Annotated in this window: 20 protein-coding genes; 10 read left to right on the forward strand and 10 right to left on the reverse strand. The window is 44.7% G+C overall.

Annotation, left to right across the window (positions count from 1 at the left end; translation table 11 throughout):
• The first annotated feature begins 130 nt into the window (after window positions 1-130).
• The 3 genes from R7Q47_RS03030 to R7Q47_RS03040 all read left to right on the forward strand — a co-directional run bounded on the left by R7Q47_RS03030 (window position 131) and on the right by R7Q47_RS03040 (window position 3,386).
• Window positions 131-484, forward strand: a complete 354-nt coding sequence (locus R7Q47_RS03030; protein WP_005388258.1) for a hypothetical protein — start codon at window positions 131-133, stop codon at window positions 482-484.
• 121 nt (window positions 485-605) lie between these two features.
• Window positions 606-2,606, forward strand: a complete 2,001-nt coding sequence (locus R7Q47_RS03035) for a methyl-accepting chemotaxis protein (protein WP_154203942.1) — start codon at window positions 606-608, stop codon at window positions 2,604-2,606.
• 300 nt (window positions 2,607-2,906) lie between these two features.
• Window positions 2,907-3,386 carry a Dps family protein gene (locus tag R7Q47_RS03040; protein WP_005388254.1) on the forward strand — a complete coding sequence of 160 codons (480 nt, stop codon included), beginning with the start codon at window positions 2,907-2,909 and terminating at the stop codon, window positions 3,384-3,386.
• Window positions 3,387-3,494: 108 nt separating this feature from the next.
• Here the strand turns inward: R7Q47_RS03040 and R7Q47_RS03045 are convergent, their stop codons facing one another.
• From R7Q47_RS03045 to R7Q47_RS03065, 5 genes are all read right to left on the reverse strand, one after another.
• On the reverse strand, window positions 3,495-4,109 hold the full coding sequence (locus tag R7Q47_RS03045) for an HAD family hydrolase (RefSeq protein ID WP_154203941.1): 615 nt from the start codon (window positions 4,107-4,109) through the stop codon (window positions 3,495-3,497).
• Window positions 4,110-4,251: 142 nt separating this feature from the next.
• Window positions 4,252-5,328: a PQQ-dependent sugar dehydrogenase gene (locus tag R7Q47_RS03050; RefSeq protein ID WP_318088593.1), complete on the reverse strand. Its 1,077-nt coding sequence runs from the start codon at window positions 5,326-5,328 to the stop codon at window positions 4,252-4,254.
• Window positions 5,329-5,477: 149 nt separating this feature from the next.
• Entirely contained in the window at window positions 5,478-6,626 is a 1,149-nt protein-coding gene (gene yiaY / locus R7Q47_RS03055; RefSeq protein WP_005388247.1) for an L-threonine dehydrogenase, read from the reverse strand.
• A gap of 333 nt (window positions 6,627-6,959) precedes the next feature.
• Complete coding sequence (gene elbB / locus R7Q47_RS03060) at window positions 6,960-7,610, reverse strand: isoprenoid biosynthesis glyoxalase ElbB (protein WP_017634378.1); 651 nt, start codon at window positions 7,608-7,610, stop codon at window positions 6,960-6,962.
• A 12-nt stretch (window positions 7,611-7,622) separates the two neighbouring features.
• Window positions 7,623-7,772, reverse strand: a complete 150-nt coding sequence (locus R7Q47_RS03065; RefSeq protein ID WP_017634379.1) for a hypothetical protein — start codon at window positions 7,770-7,772, stop codon at window positions 7,623-7,625.
• Between the two features lie 120 nt (window positions 7,773-7,892).
• On the opposite strand from R7Q47_RS03065, the gene yddG reads away from it, so the two are divergent.
• Window positions 7,893-8,795, forward strand: a complete 903-nt coding sequence (yddG, locus tag R7Q47_RS03070; protein WP_005389394.1) for an aromatic amino acid DMT transporter YddG — start codon at window positions 7,893-7,895, stop codon at window positions 8,793-8,795.
• Between the two features lie 151 nt (window positions 8,796-8,946).
• Here yddG and R7Q47_RS03075 read toward each other — a convergent pair whose 3' ends face one another.
• Window positions 8,947-9,840 (reverse strand): cation diffusion facilitator family transporter, encoded by an 894-nt coding sequence (locus R7Q47_RS03075; RefSeq protein ID WP_248486241.1) that lies wholly within the window; start codon window positions 9,838-9,840, stop codon window positions 8,947-8,949.
• Window positions 9,841-10,016: 176 nt separating this feature from the next.
• Window positions 10,017-10,895 carry a LysR family transcriptional regulator gene (locus R7Q47_RS03080; RefSeq protein ID WP_115386719.1) on the reverse strand — a complete coding sequence of 293 codons (879 nt, stop codon included), beginning with the start codon at window positions 10,893-10,895 and terminating at the stop codon, window positions 10,017-10,019.
• Between the two features lie 171 nt (window positions 10,896-11,066).
• Here R7Q47_RS03080 and R7Q47_RS03085 point away from each other — a divergent pair, with 171 nt between their 5' ends.
• On the forward strand, window positions 11,067-11,642 hold the full coding sequence (locus tag R7Q47_RS03085) for a class I SAM-dependent DNA methyltransferase (RefSeq protein ID WP_017821100.1): 576 nt from the start codon (window positions 11,067-11,069) through the stop codon (window positions 11,640-11,642).
• Between the two features lie 155 nt (window positions 11,643-11,797).
• Here the strand turns inward: R7Q47_RS03085 and R7Q47_RS03090 are convergent, their stop codons facing one another.
• Entirely contained in the window at window positions 11,798-13,765 is a 1,968-nt protein-coding gene (locus tag R7Q47_RS03090) for an acetoacetate--CoA ligase (RefSeq protein WP_170893318.1), read from the reverse strand.
• 222 nt (window positions 13,766-13,987) lie between these two features.
• Here R7Q47_RS03090 and phhA point away from each other — a divergent pair, with 222 nt between their 5' ends.
• Both phhA and R7Q47_RS03100 read left to right on the forward strand, forming a co-directional pair.
• Window positions 13,988-14,782 (forward strand): phenylalanine 4-monooxygenase, encoded by a 795-nt coding sequence (phhA, locus tag R7Q47_RS03095; RefSeq protein ID WP_064369173.1) that lies wholly within the window; start codon window positions 13,988-13,990, stop codon window positions 14,780-14,782.
• Window positions 14,772-15,110 (forward strand): 4a-hydroxytetrahydrobiopterin dehydratase, encoded by a 339-nt coding sequence (locus R7Q47_RS03100; RefSeq protein ID WP_005375563.1) that lies wholly within the window; start codon window positions 14,772-14,774, stop codon window positions 15,108-15,110. The genes phhA and R7Q47_RS03100 overlap by 11 nt, the downstream gene beginning before the upstream one ends.
• Before the next feature lie 70 nt (window positions 15,111-15,180).
• On the opposite strand, the gene R7Q47_RS03105 is transcribed toward R7Q47_RS03100, so the two are convergent.
• Window positions 15,181-16,950 (reverse strand): choice-of-anchor I family protein, encoded by a 1,770-nt coding sequence (locus R7Q47_RS03105; RefSeq protein WP_318088596.1) that lies wholly within the window; start codon window positions 16,948-16,950, stop codon window positions 15,181-15,183.
• 199 nt (window positions 16,951-17,149) lie between these two features.
• Between R7Q47_RS03105 and R7Q47_RS03110 the strand changes: the two genes are divergently transcribed.
• Window positions 17,150-17,494 carry a HopJ type III effector protein gene (locus R7Q47_RS03110; RefSeq protein ID WP_005375560.1) on the forward strand — a complete coding sequence of 115 codons (345 nt, stop codon included), beginning with the start codon at window positions 17,150-17,152 and terminating at the stop codon, window positions 17,492-17,494.
• Window positions 17,495-17,532: 38 nt separating this feature from the next.
• On the opposite strand, the gene R7Q47_RS03115 is transcribed toward R7Q47_RS03110, so the two are convergent.
• Entirely contained in the window at window positions 17,533-17,841 is a 309-nt protein-coding gene (locus R7Q47_RS03115) for a cysteine-rich CWC family protein (RefSeq protein WP_154203935.1), read from the reverse strand.
• Window positions 17,842-17,985: 144 nt separating this feature from the next.
• Between R7Q47_RS03115 and R7Q47_RS03120 the strand changes: the two genes are divergently transcribed.
• Both R7Q47_RS03120 and R7Q47_RS03125 read left to right on the forward strand, forming a co-directional pair.
• Window positions 17,986-18,201: a DUF3820 family protein gene (locus R7Q47_RS03120; protein ID WP_005375557.1), complete on the forward strand. Its 216-nt coding sequence runs from the start codon at window positions 17,986-17,988 to the stop codon at window positions 18,199-18,201.
• Window positions 18,202-18,241: 40 nt separating this feature from the next.
• The gene (locus R7Q47_RS03125; protein WP_154203934.1) at window positions 18,242-18,487 is read left to right on the forward strand and encodes a hypothetical protein; all 246 of its coding nucleotides are present in this window, start codon (window positions 18,242-18,244) and stop codon (window positions 18,485-18,487) included.
• The last annotated feature ends 28 nt before the right edge of the window (window positions 18,488-18,515 follow it).

Here is an 18,515-nt window from a genome sequence, read left to right on the forward strand (position 1 = left end):
TGTCAAACAACTTGGAAAGAGCTGACTATTACGCTGCGTTGTTTTCCTTGACCCCGAATCAATGACAACGCTCTGAATCCTGCATCTTGAAGTCACTTGGGTATAAGAGTCATTTACAAGGAGGAGCGACATGTACCGTTATGTCAGTTCGCCAAAAGCGTCAAAGTACATAGTACCGCCGCCACTGCATCGTGAGTTGTCGTGTATGGATGTGCCGGAGTCAGAACTAGAGATGCGTGAAATTCTGAACAATTGGTTTGCCGATGGATTGGCGCCGATCATTCAAAATGAAGACAATTACATCTCTGCTAATGAGCAACAGCGCTTTAAGCAGCTCAGCCGCACGGTGGGTGTGCTACTGCGTAATAAAGATTACTACTTCGCCACTAAGCGGATTCTTTCGTTGTGGGATCAAGACTGCTTAGAAACGACTTACGTTAATTATCTGATTTTACGTAGTGAGCGCATACCATACTTCAAATAAGCCCTATTTATCGGCTTAAAATAGTGATTTACATGGTTTTCTTAGTAACTTTTGATACCAGTATTTAACATTTTTGTAAACATCGTTATATTTAAGGCTCATCGTTGTCAGGAGTTTATGGATGAACCTTACGATATCAGGGAAGTTGCAGCTCAGTTTTGTGCTGCTAGCCGTACTTTTTATGGCATCAGCGGTATTCACGTATCGCAACGTCACTACCGTAGAGCAATACGCCTCTTCGTTACTTAAATCCGATTTACCGACCGTCGACACCAGTCGCGGTATCCAACAGTCCGTTCAAGCGTCGCTGTCTTCTATTCGAGCCTACATGTTGCTAGGTGGCGATGAAGAGGCGAGCGCACGTCTGAGTGAGGACGTACGCAATATCATGGCTTCTACAGACGAGTCGCTTCCAACGTTGCAGGCTCTGATCTCTGAACAGGATTTTCAAGCGATTCAAAGCCAGTGGGACGCGGTAAAAGTCTCTTTGAACAAGCTGATTGAACTTAGCCACAGTGATGAGAACTTACCCGCGCACAACCTCTTTATTAACGAAGCGGCACCCATTGCAGAAGTGGCACTTGATCAGCTTCAAAGCTTAATCAATGAAGAGTCAGGAAACCCATTTGGTGGAGACAGAAAGCGTTTGTTTAAAGTTTACGCGGATAGCTATACCTCGCTCGCCAATGCGCTGTCTGCTCTGCGAGATTTCCTGTTGTACGGGCAGCAAGATCATCTGGACAAATACCACGACTTGATTAAGTACCACAATCAGTCTGTGGCGGAAATCGACAGTAAACTCGACAGACTGACTGATAACGACCAATCATTGTGGTCACTGTTTAAAGAAATGCAGCAACTGTACTTTCCTTTAGCAGAGCAGGTAATTGCATTGCGTCAGTCGCCAGAGTGGAACGAATCAAACTTGCTGATGGCGAACGAACTGTTGCCAGCAGCGGATGCACTAGACCAAAGCTTAGAAACGATCGTATTGGCTCAGCAAAGTCGTGCTGATCAAAGTGGACAGGGTATTAATCAGTCGATCAAGAACGTACTCACCACTATGTTGATTGCTGCGGCATTGGTTTTGATTGCCGCAGTAGCGATTTCAAAATACATGGGCAATACCATTGGTCGCCGAGTGAAAAACTTATCGGAGCGAGCCAAGACGATCGCTTCAGGAGATGTTTCTCAGCCTCCGTTAACTGTTGTTGGGAAAGATGAATTGGCAGACCTTACCGATTCGATTAACCGCATGAACCAATCGTTAGCGAGCATCGTGGCAGGGGTGAGTGAGAAAGCGCACCAAGTGGATACCAGCATGGGGGCTTTATTGGAATCGGCGCAAGTCACTTCATCGAATGTTGAACAGCAACAGACCAGCATTGTTGAAATGGGAAGCCAACTGGATGAAATCGCTTTAGCCGCGCGTAACACTCTAGATCAAGCCAATCAATCGGTGCAGAAGCTTTCTGATTCAAAAGGTGAGATTGAACAAGGTCGTGATGCTTTAGAGCAAAACAAAGTCACCATGGAAAGCTTGCACGGCAGCATTGAAACCGCGAGTACACAAGTGACGCAGTTAAGCAAAGAGAGCGAAGCCATTGGTCGAGTGACGGAAGTAATTGAAGGTTTGGCAGAACAAACTAACTTACTGGCACTGAATGCCGCGATAGAAGCAGCGCGTGCGGGTGACCAAGGACGAGGCTTTGCGGTTGTGGCGGACGAAGTACGCATGTTAGCGACGCGCACTACTCAATCGACGACAGAAATCAACGGCATCATTAATGCGATTCAACGCTCGACCAATTCTGTGGTTGAGGAGATTGAACACAGTCAATCACTTGCGGAGCAGGGCGCTGAACACATTGAAAAAGCGGTAACTCGTTTGCTTGTCACGACCGAGCAAATTGGTTCTTTGAATGAACAAATGGCAGAACTTGCGGCAGCGGCAGAGCAGCAATCTCATGCGACCAACTCGATCACTGGATTGATGTCCGGTATTACTCAATCAGTGGATGAGGTTTCGAATAACAGCCAACGTGCATCAGAGACATCATTGCAAGTAAAAGAGCAAGTTACCGAGCTGAATCAACAGATGGCAACTTTTAAAACGGCGTAGATAAGGTTTACGTCTGTTCATCGACTTTTGAACGTTAACCAAATAGTAAAAAAGCCCCAATTCTTTTTACACAAAAAGGGTTGGGGCTTTTTGTTGGATGATACGCCGATATACGTCTACTTGCTCATTGGATTTAGCTATTTAAATCATAGTTAAAACCAAATTTTCTTCACCGAGCCGGAGTCGTAATATGACTCCATCGGCAGCAAATACTGCAAAAGAATTTTTAAACTTTATACCAATCTCAGTAAGAGAATCGTTCGTTACTACGATTGGTATCATCCTTCTAGGAGCAAGATTATGAACAAACAAGTAAGCCTAATTGGTCTAGACAGCGAACAATCAGCACAACTAGCTCAACAGTTAAATCAACTGCTAGCGCATTACCAAGTGTTGTACATGAACTCTCGCGGTTACCACTGGAACATTAAAGGTGCGCAATTCTTCGAACTGCACGTAAAATTTGAAGAGATCTACACTGATCTACAAACAAAAATCGATGAGCTTGCAGAGCGTATTCTAACTTTGGGTCATACGCCAGCGCACGCATTCAGCAACTACTTGGAAGCAAGTGAAATTAAAGAACATCAAAACGCGACTTCTGGTGAGGAGTGTGTACAAGGTCTGGTTCAAGGCTTTAGCGTTCTACTTCTAAAACAGCGTGAGATTCTACAAAACGCGGGTGAAGCAGATGACGAAGGTACAGCGGCATTGATGGGTGACTACATCCGTGAGCAAGAAAAATTAATGTGGATGCTTAACGCTTACCTACAAGGCTAAGCAACGCATCACTCAAGCAATCCTTGGGAACGCATGAAACAATCGGGAATAAGTCATAAGGGGCACGTTGGTGCCCCTTTTTTTGTTTGCGTATTTTATATGTGTGCTTTATTTACGTGGTAAGGATTCGAAATGGCTCAATAAATCACTGAGTTCATTAAGCGCCAACGAGGCTGAATCATTGAAGGTTTCTTGATTACCGTGATGAACAAGGCAAGAGGGCATCTGAGCGTTATACGCTGCCTGCAAGTCGTAAAGGTAATCGCCGACATAAAGCACTTCATCCGGCATCAAACGCCACTCTTTCGCCAACACCTGCAAAGACAATGGATCTGGCTTGGGCGGGAAGCATTCACGAGTGATGACTCGCTCCACAGAGATTTGGTTGTGCTCTAGTTTGCGCTGCGTGGCGATTTGGCAGTTGCGTGTCACGATAGCGGTTTTGATTTCATTTTGATGCAAGTGGGCGAGCAATTCATGGCAGCCAATCATTGGAGCAGAATGCTCAGCATCAGAAATCTCGTAATCAAATATCACGTTATGAGCGTGCTCTCGATGATGAGGATGCTCAAGTGCGTCGACAAAATCCAATAGATCTTCACTCTGCGGACAACCTAGCTGTTGTCGCAATTCGCCGAAGTTCATATCAGAACTCACCAAGGTGTTGTCTAAGTCAAACACCACGGCTTTAATTTTATCGAGCTGTAAAGGGAATGGAATCATAATGACCTCGTACAACTTAACCGAACTATCGTTATAAAAAACAAAAGGTTATTGTTAAGTTTAGATTCTTCTGCTTGGATTGTACGAAAATAAATCACTAGTACGTCACAAATTAAATAGTCTTAACGATTTTAGTGTTTGATTACCTTGCCTCAAGACGAAAGATTTTGCCGCTGTCGGTAGAAAAGTAGATATAACCATCGGGGCTGATGGTTATATCTCTTACTCGCTCACCAAGATTCTCCATCAATCTTTTTGATTCGGTGAGCTTGCCATTCTCAATAGAAACCACGTTGATGTGCGCCAGTTTCAATGCACCGGCGAGGATTTTTCCGTCCAATTCAGGGTACTTATCGCCACGGTACAAAATCATATTACTGGGCGCGATAGAAGGGATGTATACCAGTTTTGGATCTTCCATTCCCGGTAACGACTTAGCTTCCCCGACGTCCAACGGACCCCAATACTCTTTACCATGAGAGACTTTTGCCCAGCCGTAGTTCGCGCCTTTCTTGATTAGATTAATTTCATCGCCACCCCGTGGTCCATGTTCAATAGACCACAGCTGTTTTGTTGCTTCGTCGTAAAACATACCTTGTGGGTTACGGTGCCCGTAACTCCATATCTCAGGACGAGCTTGGGAAGGTTTGAATGGGTTGTCTTGCGGAACCGAACCATCAAGGTTAAGGCGCAGAATACTGCCAGCATGGGTTTGAGTGTCTTGCCCATTATCACGTTCGCCACGGTCACCGATTGAGAAATAAACTTTGTCGCCAACAAATGAAAGTCGACTGCCGTAGTGACGCCCTGTGTCGGTGATGGCATCAGCAACAAAGAGATCGTTCCAACCCACAAGTTGATTGTTTTGCAATTGCGCCGTCGCTAACGCCACCGTATTGCCTTTACTCGTGCGCTTGCTGTAGGTAAAGAAGAGTTGCGGGTTTTGCGTATCGGCATTCGGTGCGCGCGCGACATCCAATAAGCCGGCTTGTCCACTGGTGTTCACATTGGGGACGTTAAACAGCTTTTGAGGTTTGCCTGTGGTGATATCCAGCAACGAAACCGTACCGTTCTTTTCATTGACAATAACGCGTTGGTTATCTAAAAACTCGATCCCCCAAGGGATCTGAAATCCATTCGCCACTTCGTTGGCGCGGTATTCGGCAGCGTTGGCAGAAAAGGATAAACAAGTGAGTAGGGCAGCAGCAATCGTTCTCATGGTTCCTTCCAATATGAATCGTGTTAATACTTAAAAGCTAACACTAAAAGACTATGTTTGGCAGAGATTCACTTGTATATGAATGTAAAAAATCCCCGATACGAGATCGGGGATTGAATTAAGGCTAGAGAATTGTTTAGTTAGCGAGATTACATCGCTTCTTCGAAGATCTTAGAAATTTCTTCGTGAGTTGCTTGTTTAGGGTTAGTGAAACCACAAGCGTCTTTCAGTGCGTTGTCTGCTAGTGTTGGGATGTCTTCTAGTTTCGCACCAAGCTCTTTGATACCTGCTGGGATACCCACATCTTTCGCTAGAGTAACGATAGCGTCGATTGCTGCCGCTGCACCTTCTTCAGCAGACATGCCTTCTACGTTTACGCCCATTGCTTTTGCTACGTCACGTAGACGCTCAGGACATACTTGCGCGTTGTAACGCTGTACGTGAGGTAGAAGAATCGCGTTACAAACACCGTGTGGAAGGTCGTAGAAACCACCTAGCTGGTGTGCCATTGCGTGTACGTAACCTAGAGAAGCGTTGTTGAACGCCATACCCGCCATGAACTGTGCGTATGCCATTTGTTCACGAGCTTCTAGATCTTCACCGTTTTTCACTGCTGTGCGTAGGTAAGCTTGGATAAGCTCAATCGCTTTGATTGCTACTGCATCAGTGATTGGTGTTGCCGCGATAGATACGTAAGCTTCAATCGCGTGAGTTAGGGCATCCATACCTGTTGCCGCAGTTAGCGAAGCAGGTTTAGCGAGCATTAGCTCTGGATCGTTTACCGAGATAAGCGGTGTTGTGTGCTTATCAACGATAGCCATCTTAATGTGACGCTCTTCGTCAGTGATGATGCAGAAACGCGTCATTTCAGATGCAGTACCCGCCGTCGTGTTGATCGCGATAAGTGGCATCATTGGTTTTGCAGATTGGTCTACGCCTTCGTAATCTGCGATTTTGCCGCCGTTAGAAGCAACAAGCGCGATACCTTTCGCACAGTCGTGTGGTGAACCGCCGCCTAGAGAGATAACGAAGTCACATTCGTTATCAGTAAGAAGTGCTAAGCCGTCGTTAACGTTGCTGATAGTTGGATTTGGTTGAGTGCCATCAAACACAACGGTTGCTACATCGCGCTCAGTGAGAAGGTCTTGAACTTGTTTGACTACACCGATTTGGTTAAGGATCTTATCCGTAACGATCAAACCTTTTTTAAAGCCTTGAGATTGGATGCTGTCTGCTGCGTCTTTCAAACAACCAGCGCCCATTAGGTTTACCGTAGGGATAAAAAATGCACTTGTCATATTGGATAGCTCCGTCGTTATTTTTAATAATCTTTCTTAATTTGCCATTTACTGTCGCACATTCGTTTCCAGATTGAAGTTGATCTAAAGCAAGTTTACCCACTTAGAGGTACTTGCAAGAGAAAAACTGTGACAGTGATCTTGTTGCACTGCGTATAAGTGCAACACTGATATAAAGTAGAACAAATATGAAACTATGGACGCAAACGATTGGCAGAAATTGACTTCTGACGCGGATATATCTCTAAATTCGACTAAAGTATAAAAAATCCCCATTAATAACTTAATTATCAATGGGGGTAGGGAAGTGTTTTATAAGCTAACTACTAATAATTAAGCTATTTTAATCAGTTTTGATACTAACTTTTCGATACCTGAAGCCGCTTGAGAGATATTCTCTGCCAACATGTAAGCAGGGGTTGAAAGTACGAGGTGTTTTTCATCAAAAACGATGTCTTCGACAGGGCACGTGGTGTGTTCACCGCCCATTTGATTAAATGCTATTGAGACTGCCTCATCGTTGCCTACCGTTCCTTTCACGCCTTGCTCATAAATCATCGGAATAATGACAGGAGAAATACACAGATAGCCAGCTGGTTTTTTCGCATTAGCAAACGCGCGACAAGCTTGAGCTACGTGTGTGTTAATGGAGCACTCCGCACCCGAAACAGCGAAGTCGGTTAAGTTTTTCGCGGCACCAAACCCACCTGGAAGCAGTAGGGCATCGTATTCATCGACGTTAAGTTTGGCGACATCGTCAATATTTCCGCGTGCAATACGAGCTGATTCGATCAATACGTTACGTGTTTCATCCATTTCGTCACCAGTTAGGTGATTGATGACGTGGAGTTGGTCAATGTTAGGTGCAAAGCAGTGCCAAGTTGCACCTGCCTTCTCGATGGCGTAGAGCGCCAACACTGCTTCGTGGATCTCAGAACCGTCGTAAACGCCTGAACCACTTAAAATGACTGCGACTTTTTTCATGTTTGGATTCCTTTACTCTGAACGTTCCTTAGATTGCTCTTCGCTATCTAGACCATGCGTTTCCGAATGTGTTTTAACGTTTTCACTCTCGTTGTCATCTTCATCATAGTAGCGCACAACAAAGGGTGTAAGCATAACACTAGAGGGCAGAAAATGTTTCATATCGACTCCAACGGCTTAATAGAATGATTTTTATACTGATTTTTATAAAACAGTACGTTGAACCTGATCATTTTTGAGTTAAGCTGACGTTTCCTTTGGCATTCGTGAGTGGTAGGTCACATGAAATCAGTGCAATTTCGTTTCACACTTTATGGTTGTATCGCGATTCTCTCTTGGAGTTGTCTGCTTGGCATCGCGAGGTTGGTTACGGAGAGTTTAGGTCCTGTAGGCGGGGCAGCCATGTTGTACTCTCTTAGCTCTGTTTTCCTTCTTATCGTGGTCGGTATTCCAAAGTTGTCTTACTTTTCTCCCAAGTATCTTGCGCTTGGTGGTGCGATGTTCGTCTGTTATGAAATATTTCTCGCTCTATCTTTGGGATATTCCAACTCGCGCGCGCAGGCAATTGAGGTGTCGATTGTCAATTACCTTTGGCCCGCACTGACGGTTTTATTTGCGGTCCTTGGCAGCAATAAAAAAACAAACTGGTTGCTTTATCCCGCAGTTACGCTGGCGTTTGTTGGGGTTGCTTGGACTGTGAGCGGTGAGAATGGCTTATCCATAACTCAGATCATGTCCAATGTTAGTAGTAACCCTCTGGTGTATTTTATGGCTTTCGCTGGCGCGGTTATATGGGCTTTTTATTGCAACTTAACCCAAAGGCAGCAATCTAAACATAATGCGATTACCCTGTTTTTTATTGCAACAGCTGTTTCGCTTTGGGTCAAATACGCGTTTACGGATGAGCCACCAATGACATTCAGTTGGGAAGCGATGGGGTACTTAGTGGCCTCTGCGGCTTTAATGGCTGGTGGTTATGGTTTATGGAATATCGCGATCGTTGGCGGCAATATGGTTTTTCTCGCCACCTTGTCTTACTTCACACCCATTTTTTCCGCGTTATTTTCTTCCATTATTCTTGGCGTAACTCTGAGCCATAGCTTTTGGCAGGGCGTTGTGATGGTAACGGTGGGCTCGCTGATGTGTTGGTTAGTCACCAAAGAGAAGCGCGAAGCGGCTGGGTAAGTTACCAACGAGATCAGAGAATTTAAGTGAGCAACGAACAGATCTCCCTTGCGAGCTGTATTCGAATACGAAGAAGCTAAATCGAAAAAATTAAAAAAGCTCCCGAGATTGGGAGCTTTTTATTGAGTTTTAACGGCTCTTTGGTGGCACTCTAATAAGCGACGTTCAAGTGTAGTTGAAGCTTGAATCTGTGCTTCGACAGTCGCTTGATAAGCTGCTTACGAGTGTGCTCTAGTGTATCAAGCTCCAATGTGTCGTCATCAATATGTACGTCCACATTTACTCGTAGCTCTTGGCCCACCTTCGTTACGCCAGCCAGTTTCAATTGATGCTCAGTTACTTTTTCAATCTCAAGAACATCTTTGCCAACGCTCTGACACAGCTCTTTGCTTGGTGCCATCATTAGTAGTTCACGTAAGGCACCTACTAGCATATCGAACGGTACTTTGAGGAAGTAAAAGCCCATTAAAACCATCATCATGGGGTCGGCATATACCGCATACTCAGAGAATGGCGTTAGTGAAACAGCCCAAGCCGAGATAAATCCTACGGTCACCGCCACACTCAACAAAGTATCCATTTGCCACTGTTTTTTCTCCGCTTCAATCAAGCCTGATGAGAAGCGGCGGCTGCGTTTCGCCATAAACCACCAAGCGTAACCACAACCGATAACATTCACGATGCCGAATAAGGTCGCAATAGAAGCATCGACCTCGCGACCTCCAGACATCAATGCTGATATCGCAGAGTAGAGAGAGAAGCTTACAACCACTAAAATGACGGCTGCTTTTATCGCAATAACGATTGGTTCTAAGACCGCTTTTCCAAATGGGAATACAGATTTTGAAGGCTTGTTAATATAGTAAGAAGCGGCCAGTGACAATAAAGTTAACAGTAAGCTGACCAAAGAGTAAACACCGTCAAAAACGATGACAATTGAGCCTACAAGCAAGCCAAGTACCATACCACCAGAAGCGAACCCAGATGCCAAAAGGGCTGAAATGGTTAGAATACGGTTTTCGTTTTTGCTTGTCCTGTCACACATAAAAGATGCCTTTGAATTTTAATACCTTACTATTCTTCGCTCATAAGGTAATTTAGGCAACCACAAAGTGACCAGTAACTAATCTAAAAAATTGCGCTTTTATTTATGTTCTTATAAAACAACGGCTTACTGTGGTTTTTTGGTGTCAGTAAAATTGACGCTCACTGATAAAATGTTTAGAAGTCAAATAAATACTCGCTCAATTTATCTGCTAACCACGTCATTGCAGGGTGCTCAGCATGGCCGTTAGGTGAAAACATACAGTAGTCTTCTTGCGTCAATCCGTATGTGTGTTTGATAACGGCGAGCTTCTGCTGACGAAGGTAATGGCGGATTAATGGTTCTGGAAGCACGCCCCAAGCGTCTTCTTCTAAGATGGTGTTCAGCATGTAGTCAAAACTCGAAAAACCAATATATCGAGTCGAGAAAGGTTGCAGTTCAGGGTTGTCTTTCTCATTTAGGTACACCATTAGTGCTTGCATTTGACTACGTAGATCTTCGTCTGAGACACGGCGCATCTTACTTAGGCGGTGTGCTACACTGCATACTGACATCATACGTATCTTGCCTAATGGGTTATATACGATACGAGGATCGTCTACTCGCTCATAATCAACGCCGAAAGCAAAATCTACTTGGTGGGTACTGACCAAGTTGGCTAAGTCGCCACTGGATGCCAAGATTAAGTTGAAGGTTGTTGAAGGAAAGCGGTTATTCAATGTATGAGATAATTCTTGCCAGAGATCATCAGGTAAGGAGTCGTCACGTGCTACCCAAACTTCCGCGTTAAACCCTTCCGAGATTTGAGCGCAGGTCTTTCTGACCCGTTGTGCGATGATAAGTAGGTGTTCGCAATCTTTGTAAATGGCTTTCCCAGCTTCAGAGAGGGTGAGCTGGTTGCCAGTTCGGTTAAACAATTCAACGTCGAGATCTTTCTCTAATGCCTTAATCGACATACTGAGTTTGGTACGATTGCAGTCGAGTTGCCTTGCCGCTTCAGAAACAGAACCACACTCAGCGATGGTGCAGAAGGCTTCTACTTGAGTTAAGTTCATGATTTGACACAACCAATAAATGAATTCAAATAATTTGGGTATTATGCAGATGCGCTCCCAAAGCCATGAAAGATTATCGAAAAAAACGCGAATCCGCTAGATAAGTCTATGGTCTTTTAACGGTTTTGCGGTAATCTATGTGGGTTACAAAAAGTGAACATGGAGGCCACGATGGCACAAGATTGGGACGGCTTAGCAAAAAACTGGGAATCAAATCCAGCAACAGAGCAATTTGCGCAGTCGGTGTTTGAGCAGTTACAACAGCTAACTCAGCTTGATGGCATTAAAGTACTAGATTTTGGATGCGGAACAGGGCAGTTAAGTCAACGATTGTCACCGATGGTTAAAGACATCGTAGCATTAGACGCATCGGAAGCCATGATTGAGGAACTCGATAAAAAAGAGCTCGTCAATGTAGAACCTGTGGTAGATGCATTATCTCGCGGCTTGGTCGCTCAGCACCCTGCGTTTCGTGGACAGTTCGACTTGGTGGTTGCATCATCAGTTTTAGCGTTCGTGGAAGACTTAGACGCGTCATTAACGATCTCGCATTCTCTACTTAACCACGGCGGTTATTTTGTTCATTTTGATTGGATTGCAGAATGTGAACAAGACGGTTTTACCCTTGCGAAGTCTGAGCGTGCACTGAAAGAAGCGGGTTTTACTGAAGTTGAATCGCAACACGTTTTTGACATTACATCTGATGGTAAAACAATGTCGGTATTAATGGGGCTTGGCCGTCGCTAATACCGCTGAATAAAGAACAAAAATTGACAAAAGCGAGCTAACAAGCTCGCTTTTTTCTTATCTGCTGAGGGTATGTGTAACTTTACTTGCTCTAAACAAGTCGTCGTGGTGCAGGCAAGGACATACTCGAACAACTAAGTCTTCGGAGGTTATTTTTAGACGATTATCCTGCGTATCTCCTCCAGCACTTCAGGGTTGGCTATTGCGCCTAAATTTTCGACGTTTCGGTTGTTAACGACTTGCTTAACGGCTAACTCGACCAGCTTTCCTGAGCGTGTCTTAGGTATATCGCTTATTGCGTAAATCGCACTAGGTACATGCCTTGGAGAACATGCAGACTTTAGCTGTGCTTTGATGGAAGCGATCATCTCGTCATTGAGCTCTACCCCTTTGACTAATTGGACAAACAGCCATATTTGTTCGTTGCGATCGACTTCTTTTCCTACTGCGATCGAATCTAGAATACCGTCTATACAGTTCACTTGCTGATAGATTTCGGCCGTGCCGATTCTTACGCCACCGGGATTCAACGTGGTATCACTTCGACCATAAAACACGTATCCCCCAACGCTGGTCTGTTCAACATCATCGCCGTGGTGCCAAATATTGTCGAATTTATCCCAATAAGCGCGATGATATCTCTCACCGGTGTCGTTCCAAAAGCCAGCAGGGAAGTTGGGTAATGAATTGGCACAAACCAACTCGCCGCGCTCTCCCATTACGCTATTACCTTGTTGGTTAAAGACTCGGACATCGACCCCTAACCCTGCTGATTGGCACTCTCCCCGATAAACGGGAGAAATAGGGTTGCCTAATACAAAGCAGCCACAAATGTCTGTTCCGCCAGAAATCGAGGCGAGGTGTACATCTTCTTTAATGTGCTGATAGACATAATCAAACTGTTCTGGATACAGAACAGAGCCCGTTGAGCAAATGGTTTTCAGACTTGGAAATGCATCACTTTTCTGCGGAGAAAAAGATGCTTTTTCCAGCGCCTCTAGGTATTTTGCTGAGGTTCCAAACAGCGTCACTTCGGCTCGTTCTGCGAGGTCCCAGAGCACATCATGAGTGGGGTAAACAGGGCTACCATCAAAAATCACCAAACATGCACCGCTCGCGAGTGAAGAAACGTGCCAGTTCCACATCATCCAACCGCAGGTCGTGTAATAAAACACGCGTTCGTTCGGTTGAATATCGCAATGCAGTTGATGCTCTTTCAAGTGATTAAGCACCGTTCCGCCGACGGAATGAACGATGCATTTCGGTTTGCCTGTTGTGCCTGAAGAATAAAGCACAAATAGCGGATCGTTAAAATTCACACGAGTAAAAGTCAGCGCTTCGGGTGTGTATTGATTCAGGACGTTTTGCCAATCTTGGGTGCAGACATCGCATTCAAAAATGTGTGGTTTAAGGTAGCTAATTTGGCAAACTTGTTTAAGACCATCAAGATGATCCGCAATATGCTGGTTTTTCTCAGACATATCGAAAGTTTTGCCATTGAATGTATAGCCATCACAAGTAAACAGGATTTTGGGTTTCACTTGACCAAAGCGCTCCAAAACGCTTTCGACGCCAAAATCAGGTGAGGTGGAAGTCCAGGTCGCCCCTAAACTGGTGGTTGCTAGCATAGCTATCACCGTTTGAGGTAGGTGAGGTAAATAACCAGCGACGACATCACCTTGCTTAATTCCACATTCTTTCAACCATTGCTGCACACTCGAAACTTCTTCGCACAATTGTTTCCAGGTGTAGGTCTGTTTTTCTTCACGTTCATTTTCAAACCAAATCGCGAGATCATCGGGTTGGTGACACGCGTAGGTTAGCAAATTTTCGGCGTAGTTAATTTGCGCGTTTGGGAACCATTTTATATCCCTATTTTCAACAGGCTGCTGCCAGCGACTTTCTGATCGCTCTTTTATGGTCTCTCCCGGAGTGCCAATGACGTCGCAGAATAGCCAAACTTCCTGCCAAAATTTTTCTACATGATCGAGTGACCATTGATGCAGATCAGCGAAGCTTTCAAGGGTATTTCCTTGTCGATTAATGTGTTCAATAAACTGTGTAATGTTGGCTTCTTCGATACGACTGTCGCTCGGTTGCCATACTTTGCTGCTCTCGCGCATAGGTCCCTCTATAACAAAGTGATAACAGGTTTTAGTGTGAGAGGAATACACGATAAAGTCAAACAAGCCAGATATTATATCGTGTCATAAAAATCATGCAGTTACGATGGGTTGTAAACAATATGTTACATCAGGATAATGCTGAGAAAATCGCGCAGGGATTGGAAGCTCTTAAGACTACAGATAGGCTTAATGTAAAGGATTTGTTAATGGAGATGAGCCATGACCCAGTATCGTTCTAAACCCGTAAACCAGGAAGGCAGGGTTGAATGGAGCCGTGAAGAAGACGCCATTTGGCGAGATTTGGTAACACGACAAATGGGTGTGATCCAAAACAGAGCTTGTGAGGCTTATTTACACGGTTTGACGCTGCTTGATTTACCTCAAGACCGCGTTCCTCAGTTGCCAGAAATTAATCGTGTCTTGATGGATACAACAGGTTGGCAAGTGGAGCCCGTTCCCGCGCTTATTGATTTCGACCGATTTTTTAATCTACTCGGTAATAAGCGCTTTCCAGTCGCCACATTCTTGCGTACAAGAGATGAGTTCGATTACTTACAGGAGCCAGATTTCTTCCACGAAATATTTGGTCATTGCGCGATGTTAACCAACCCAGACTTTGCTGCATTTACCGAGCATTATGGTCAACTAGGGCAAGCCGCTACCCCAAAACAAAGAGCCTATCTCGCTCGCCTCTACTGGTTTACCGTAGAGTTTGGCTTGGTGAAAGAAGGGGACAAAACCAAAATTTACGGTGGTGGTATTCTTTCATCTCCTGGCGAAACCCTCTACGCATTAGAGAGTGATGTAGCAATTCGCGACCCATTTGAATTACAAACAGTGCTGAGAACGCCTTATCGTATCGACATCATGCAACCGAAGTATTACGTGATTGATGACTTTTCTCAACTTTTTAAAATCAGTCAGTTAAATTTATTGAAACAAGCCGATCTAGCGATTGAAGCTGGACTGCTTCCTCCACTTTTTGAACCAAAGGAACCTGCTCATGTTGAATGAACAAAAATGCGAAGCTTGTAGTATCGATGCCATTGCACTAAGCAAAGAAGAACAACAATCTCTGCTGCTGCAATTGTCTGATTGGCAGATCATTGAAAGAGAAGACATACCTCAACTAGAAAAGGTGTATAAATTTAAGAACTTCAAACAAGCATGGGCTTTCAGTAACAAAATCGCGGAACTGGCAGAAGATGAGTTCCACCATCCTTCTATTTTGTTGGAGTGGGGTAAGGTTACCGTAACGTGGTGGAGTCACTCTATCAAAGGTCTGCATAAAAACGATTTTATCTGCGCATCAAAGTGTGACGCGCTAGCATCGGCAGAGTAGGACATTACCTCATACAAAAAACGCCCGGCTTACGTCGGGCGTTTTGTTTCTAAATGACTTTTACATTACTTTATAGATTGATTCGGAAGACGGATGTCGTGCCCGATACCTCATTGCCAACGACGATAAAATGACCACCGTTACGGGTAAAGTAATTAATGGACTCTGGACCTAAATCGCCTGCTTTTGGATTGTATGTGTCGTTCATGCATTCGCCATCTTCGACTTCTGTACATACTGGCTGATTGTAATCACGGCGGTTTACGTAATGCATAAACTGCGCTTGTTTCGGGTCTGTGATGTCATAAATCATGATACCGCCTTGACGCTCCAAGCCGATAAACGCGTAATGACGACCGTTAATTTGTGCTACTTCAATCGCCTCTGGCTCAATACCTTTATCATCACTTCGGTCATCCCCACTATTATTGTTATCGTTGGTGCTGTTGAAGTTCTTGCCTTCATTCAGCAGCGCGATAGTCGCGAAATCGTCACCACTATCGAAGACCAACTTGCCGTTTTCATCCCAAATCGAGAATGAACGCGCGCCAAATGATTGAACATTCTCTTGTGCAGAAAGCGTTTGTTCCGGCTTAATCACTTTTAAACGCGCGAGTTGTTTGTTGTCTTTTAGTGCCTCTGCCAATGGGTGTTCTGCTGCCACTTTCAGCTTCTTACCGCGCACTTCATCAATATGGCTTAAACAGGTTCCTTGCTCAGATGTATATTCATCTGTACCGAGGTAATCGTCTTCATCCCACATAAAGCCAGCTTTGTCGCACAGTTCTTGAGTGGTTTTGAATCCGTACTCACGCCCGTCGCCTTCATTTGCAGATACGATGTAAGTACTCCCATTCACTGAGTAGCTGTCGATGGTGTCAGGCATAAATAAGCCAACCAGTTGTGGGTAGCTTTTCAAGTTCCCAATGATTTTGTCTTTGTTGGATGCATCGAGTTTAGCGCCCGACCAAGACTTCTCACCCAAGCCAACAATTCGCTCTACTGATTTGCTCTCTGGATTGACGATTGCCATGGCGTTATTTTCTTGTAGCGCGACATAGATTTTGCCGTTATCTGCAAAAGTGAGGTATTCCGGCTCTAGATCTTGTGCGATGGTGGCGTTTACCCCCGAAATACGCACATTCTTTGGAAGCTCTGCTTTTCGTGAATCATCAAATTCGTTAAAGCCAATTTGTGACACTTCTGCTTGAGCAACACCAAGGCTCAGATCGATCAAAGTGATACTACCTTCAGGGTCAATGCTGTAATCGCTGTTTGGTTCTCCTTCATTAGCGGTTGCGATGTATCGGCCATCTTTCGAGAAGCCAACCATGTCTGGCAATGCGCCTGTTGGAAACGTCATGACTAATGACAAATCGTCGGAGCGGTACAAGCCAACAATACCATTCGCTTGTTTATTACTGTTTTCAATCGCAACTGCTACCAAACCATTGAATACAGCGACACTGTTTGCTGCGCCAATTTCAATGCCCGCTGCTTCGCCAGCGCTGTTGAGATCAATGAATGCGCTTTGCGTTGGTACGCCGTTGTCATCCATAGACATTACATCGACACGTTTTGCTTGAGCATTAACCACATAGAGCTTATCTGTACAGGCGTCATAACTGACGATTTCAGCTGCCGATGTGTCGAATGGTGCATCAGCAACGGATGCTCCGATAAAAGTTAAACCTTGAATTGAAGTTTCCCCAGCAACGGGTGCAGTGGTAGGTTTGCATTGTGTAGCGAATGAAGCCACGGTATCTTCGGGTTGTGATGAACACGCGATGGCAAGTGATGACAATGCGAGTGCACCGATTGCCTTTAAAGGGGTGACCATGATATCTCCTTATCAATCCGAAAGGTTGTCAATCAGCATGGGTTTTATGCTGCTGTCCATTTCCGCAACTGGAATGATAGAGCGCTGAATGACGTGTGATTTGGTAAGGCTCTGAATATATGTATGATTGATGACTCTTATATTGGCTTTTTATGAAACTAATGTGTCATCAATATGATGAAGTAGGGATAGAGGAATAATGGAATTAAAATCGTTTTTAGATTTATTGGCAGCGTCACCAGAGCAGGTCGAATTTGAAGCAACGATGGCGGTGATCGAAGATAACTATACGTTTGAGCCAACCGCTTTTGTAAATGGTGAGACACAAAACAATGCAGGCGAGAACAACGGTTCGTGTAAGATCTTCGCTTTCGGTTTGCTAAACAACCTAGACAAAGAAGCGACGCTAGCCTGCTTTGGCCGTTTTTATCGTGAAGATGTATTGCAGCATCCAGAGAACAGCGATCACCAGAATATTCGTAATTTTATGGTGACAGGGTGGGAAGGCATTAAGTTTGAAGCGTCCGCTTTAACCGCTAAATAAACACTAGTCAGAAAACGATGATCAGTAAGCCAGTCGTATTACGCGACTGGCTTTTTTTCTAGACATTTTCGGCACAAACACAGCTGGTTGGTGCTTGGCTTGGGTAAATCACGGGTTTCAATAGTAAGGCACCAGCATGTCTCTTTGCCTGCGGCGATATCACAATGGGCTTGAGTCCCGCATTCAGGACAACTGTGTGTTGAATCTTCTCCTGCGATTTGCTCGATAATCGCATCTCGTTGGAGATCGGTTTTGTCTTTCCATTGGATGATTTCATCCATCGTTCGGTGACAACCAGAGCATATTCCGGCGTTATTTTTGCATGCTGCTCGACAAGGTGACTTCATTGCTTTCTCGTTCTCATTTTTTATGCCGCGTACTCTAGCATAAAGCGAGTCAAGGCCGCCAAAAATAAACGTGACTGCGATTTGCTGGTGAGGAGGGAGAACCAGTGTTACCCTTGGGCGAGTTACCTTAACTCTCTGTCACTTATGTTAGAAAAAGAAAACCTCATTAAACTCGCTAGAATGCAAATGCCATTTGGGAAATATGCAGGGCGAGTGTTAATCGACCTGCCTGAAGAATACTTACTGTGGTTTGATAAAAAGGGCTGGCCAAGCGGCGAGCTAGGGGATCTGCTCAAGCTATGTTTAGCGCTCAAAATTGAAGGCTTAGATAGTGTCGTGAAGCCTTTGAAGCGTATGTAACTAGCCAAAGAAACTCCCACTCTTAATGAAAAGAATTATTATGGATTTTGATATTAATGCACTGAAACACCACCAATTAGTCGAAGATGGTAAATTAGAGGGATGCTACATTCATCAGCCAGCTCAAGGTAGCCAACACAATGACAAAGCTGTTTTGGCAGAGCGCCAAGCATTGGAAAAGTTGGGATATAAGGTAATACAGGTTAAAGCTAAAGGCGGGACAACAACGTTTGCCGAGGCGATGCAAAAGCTTGCGAAGGAAACTGGTCACCTGCCTAAGGAGTAAGTGAGTGTAATCTGCCACAGCCTCCCTA

The organism is Vibrio sp. Vb0349, assembly GCF_033338975.1.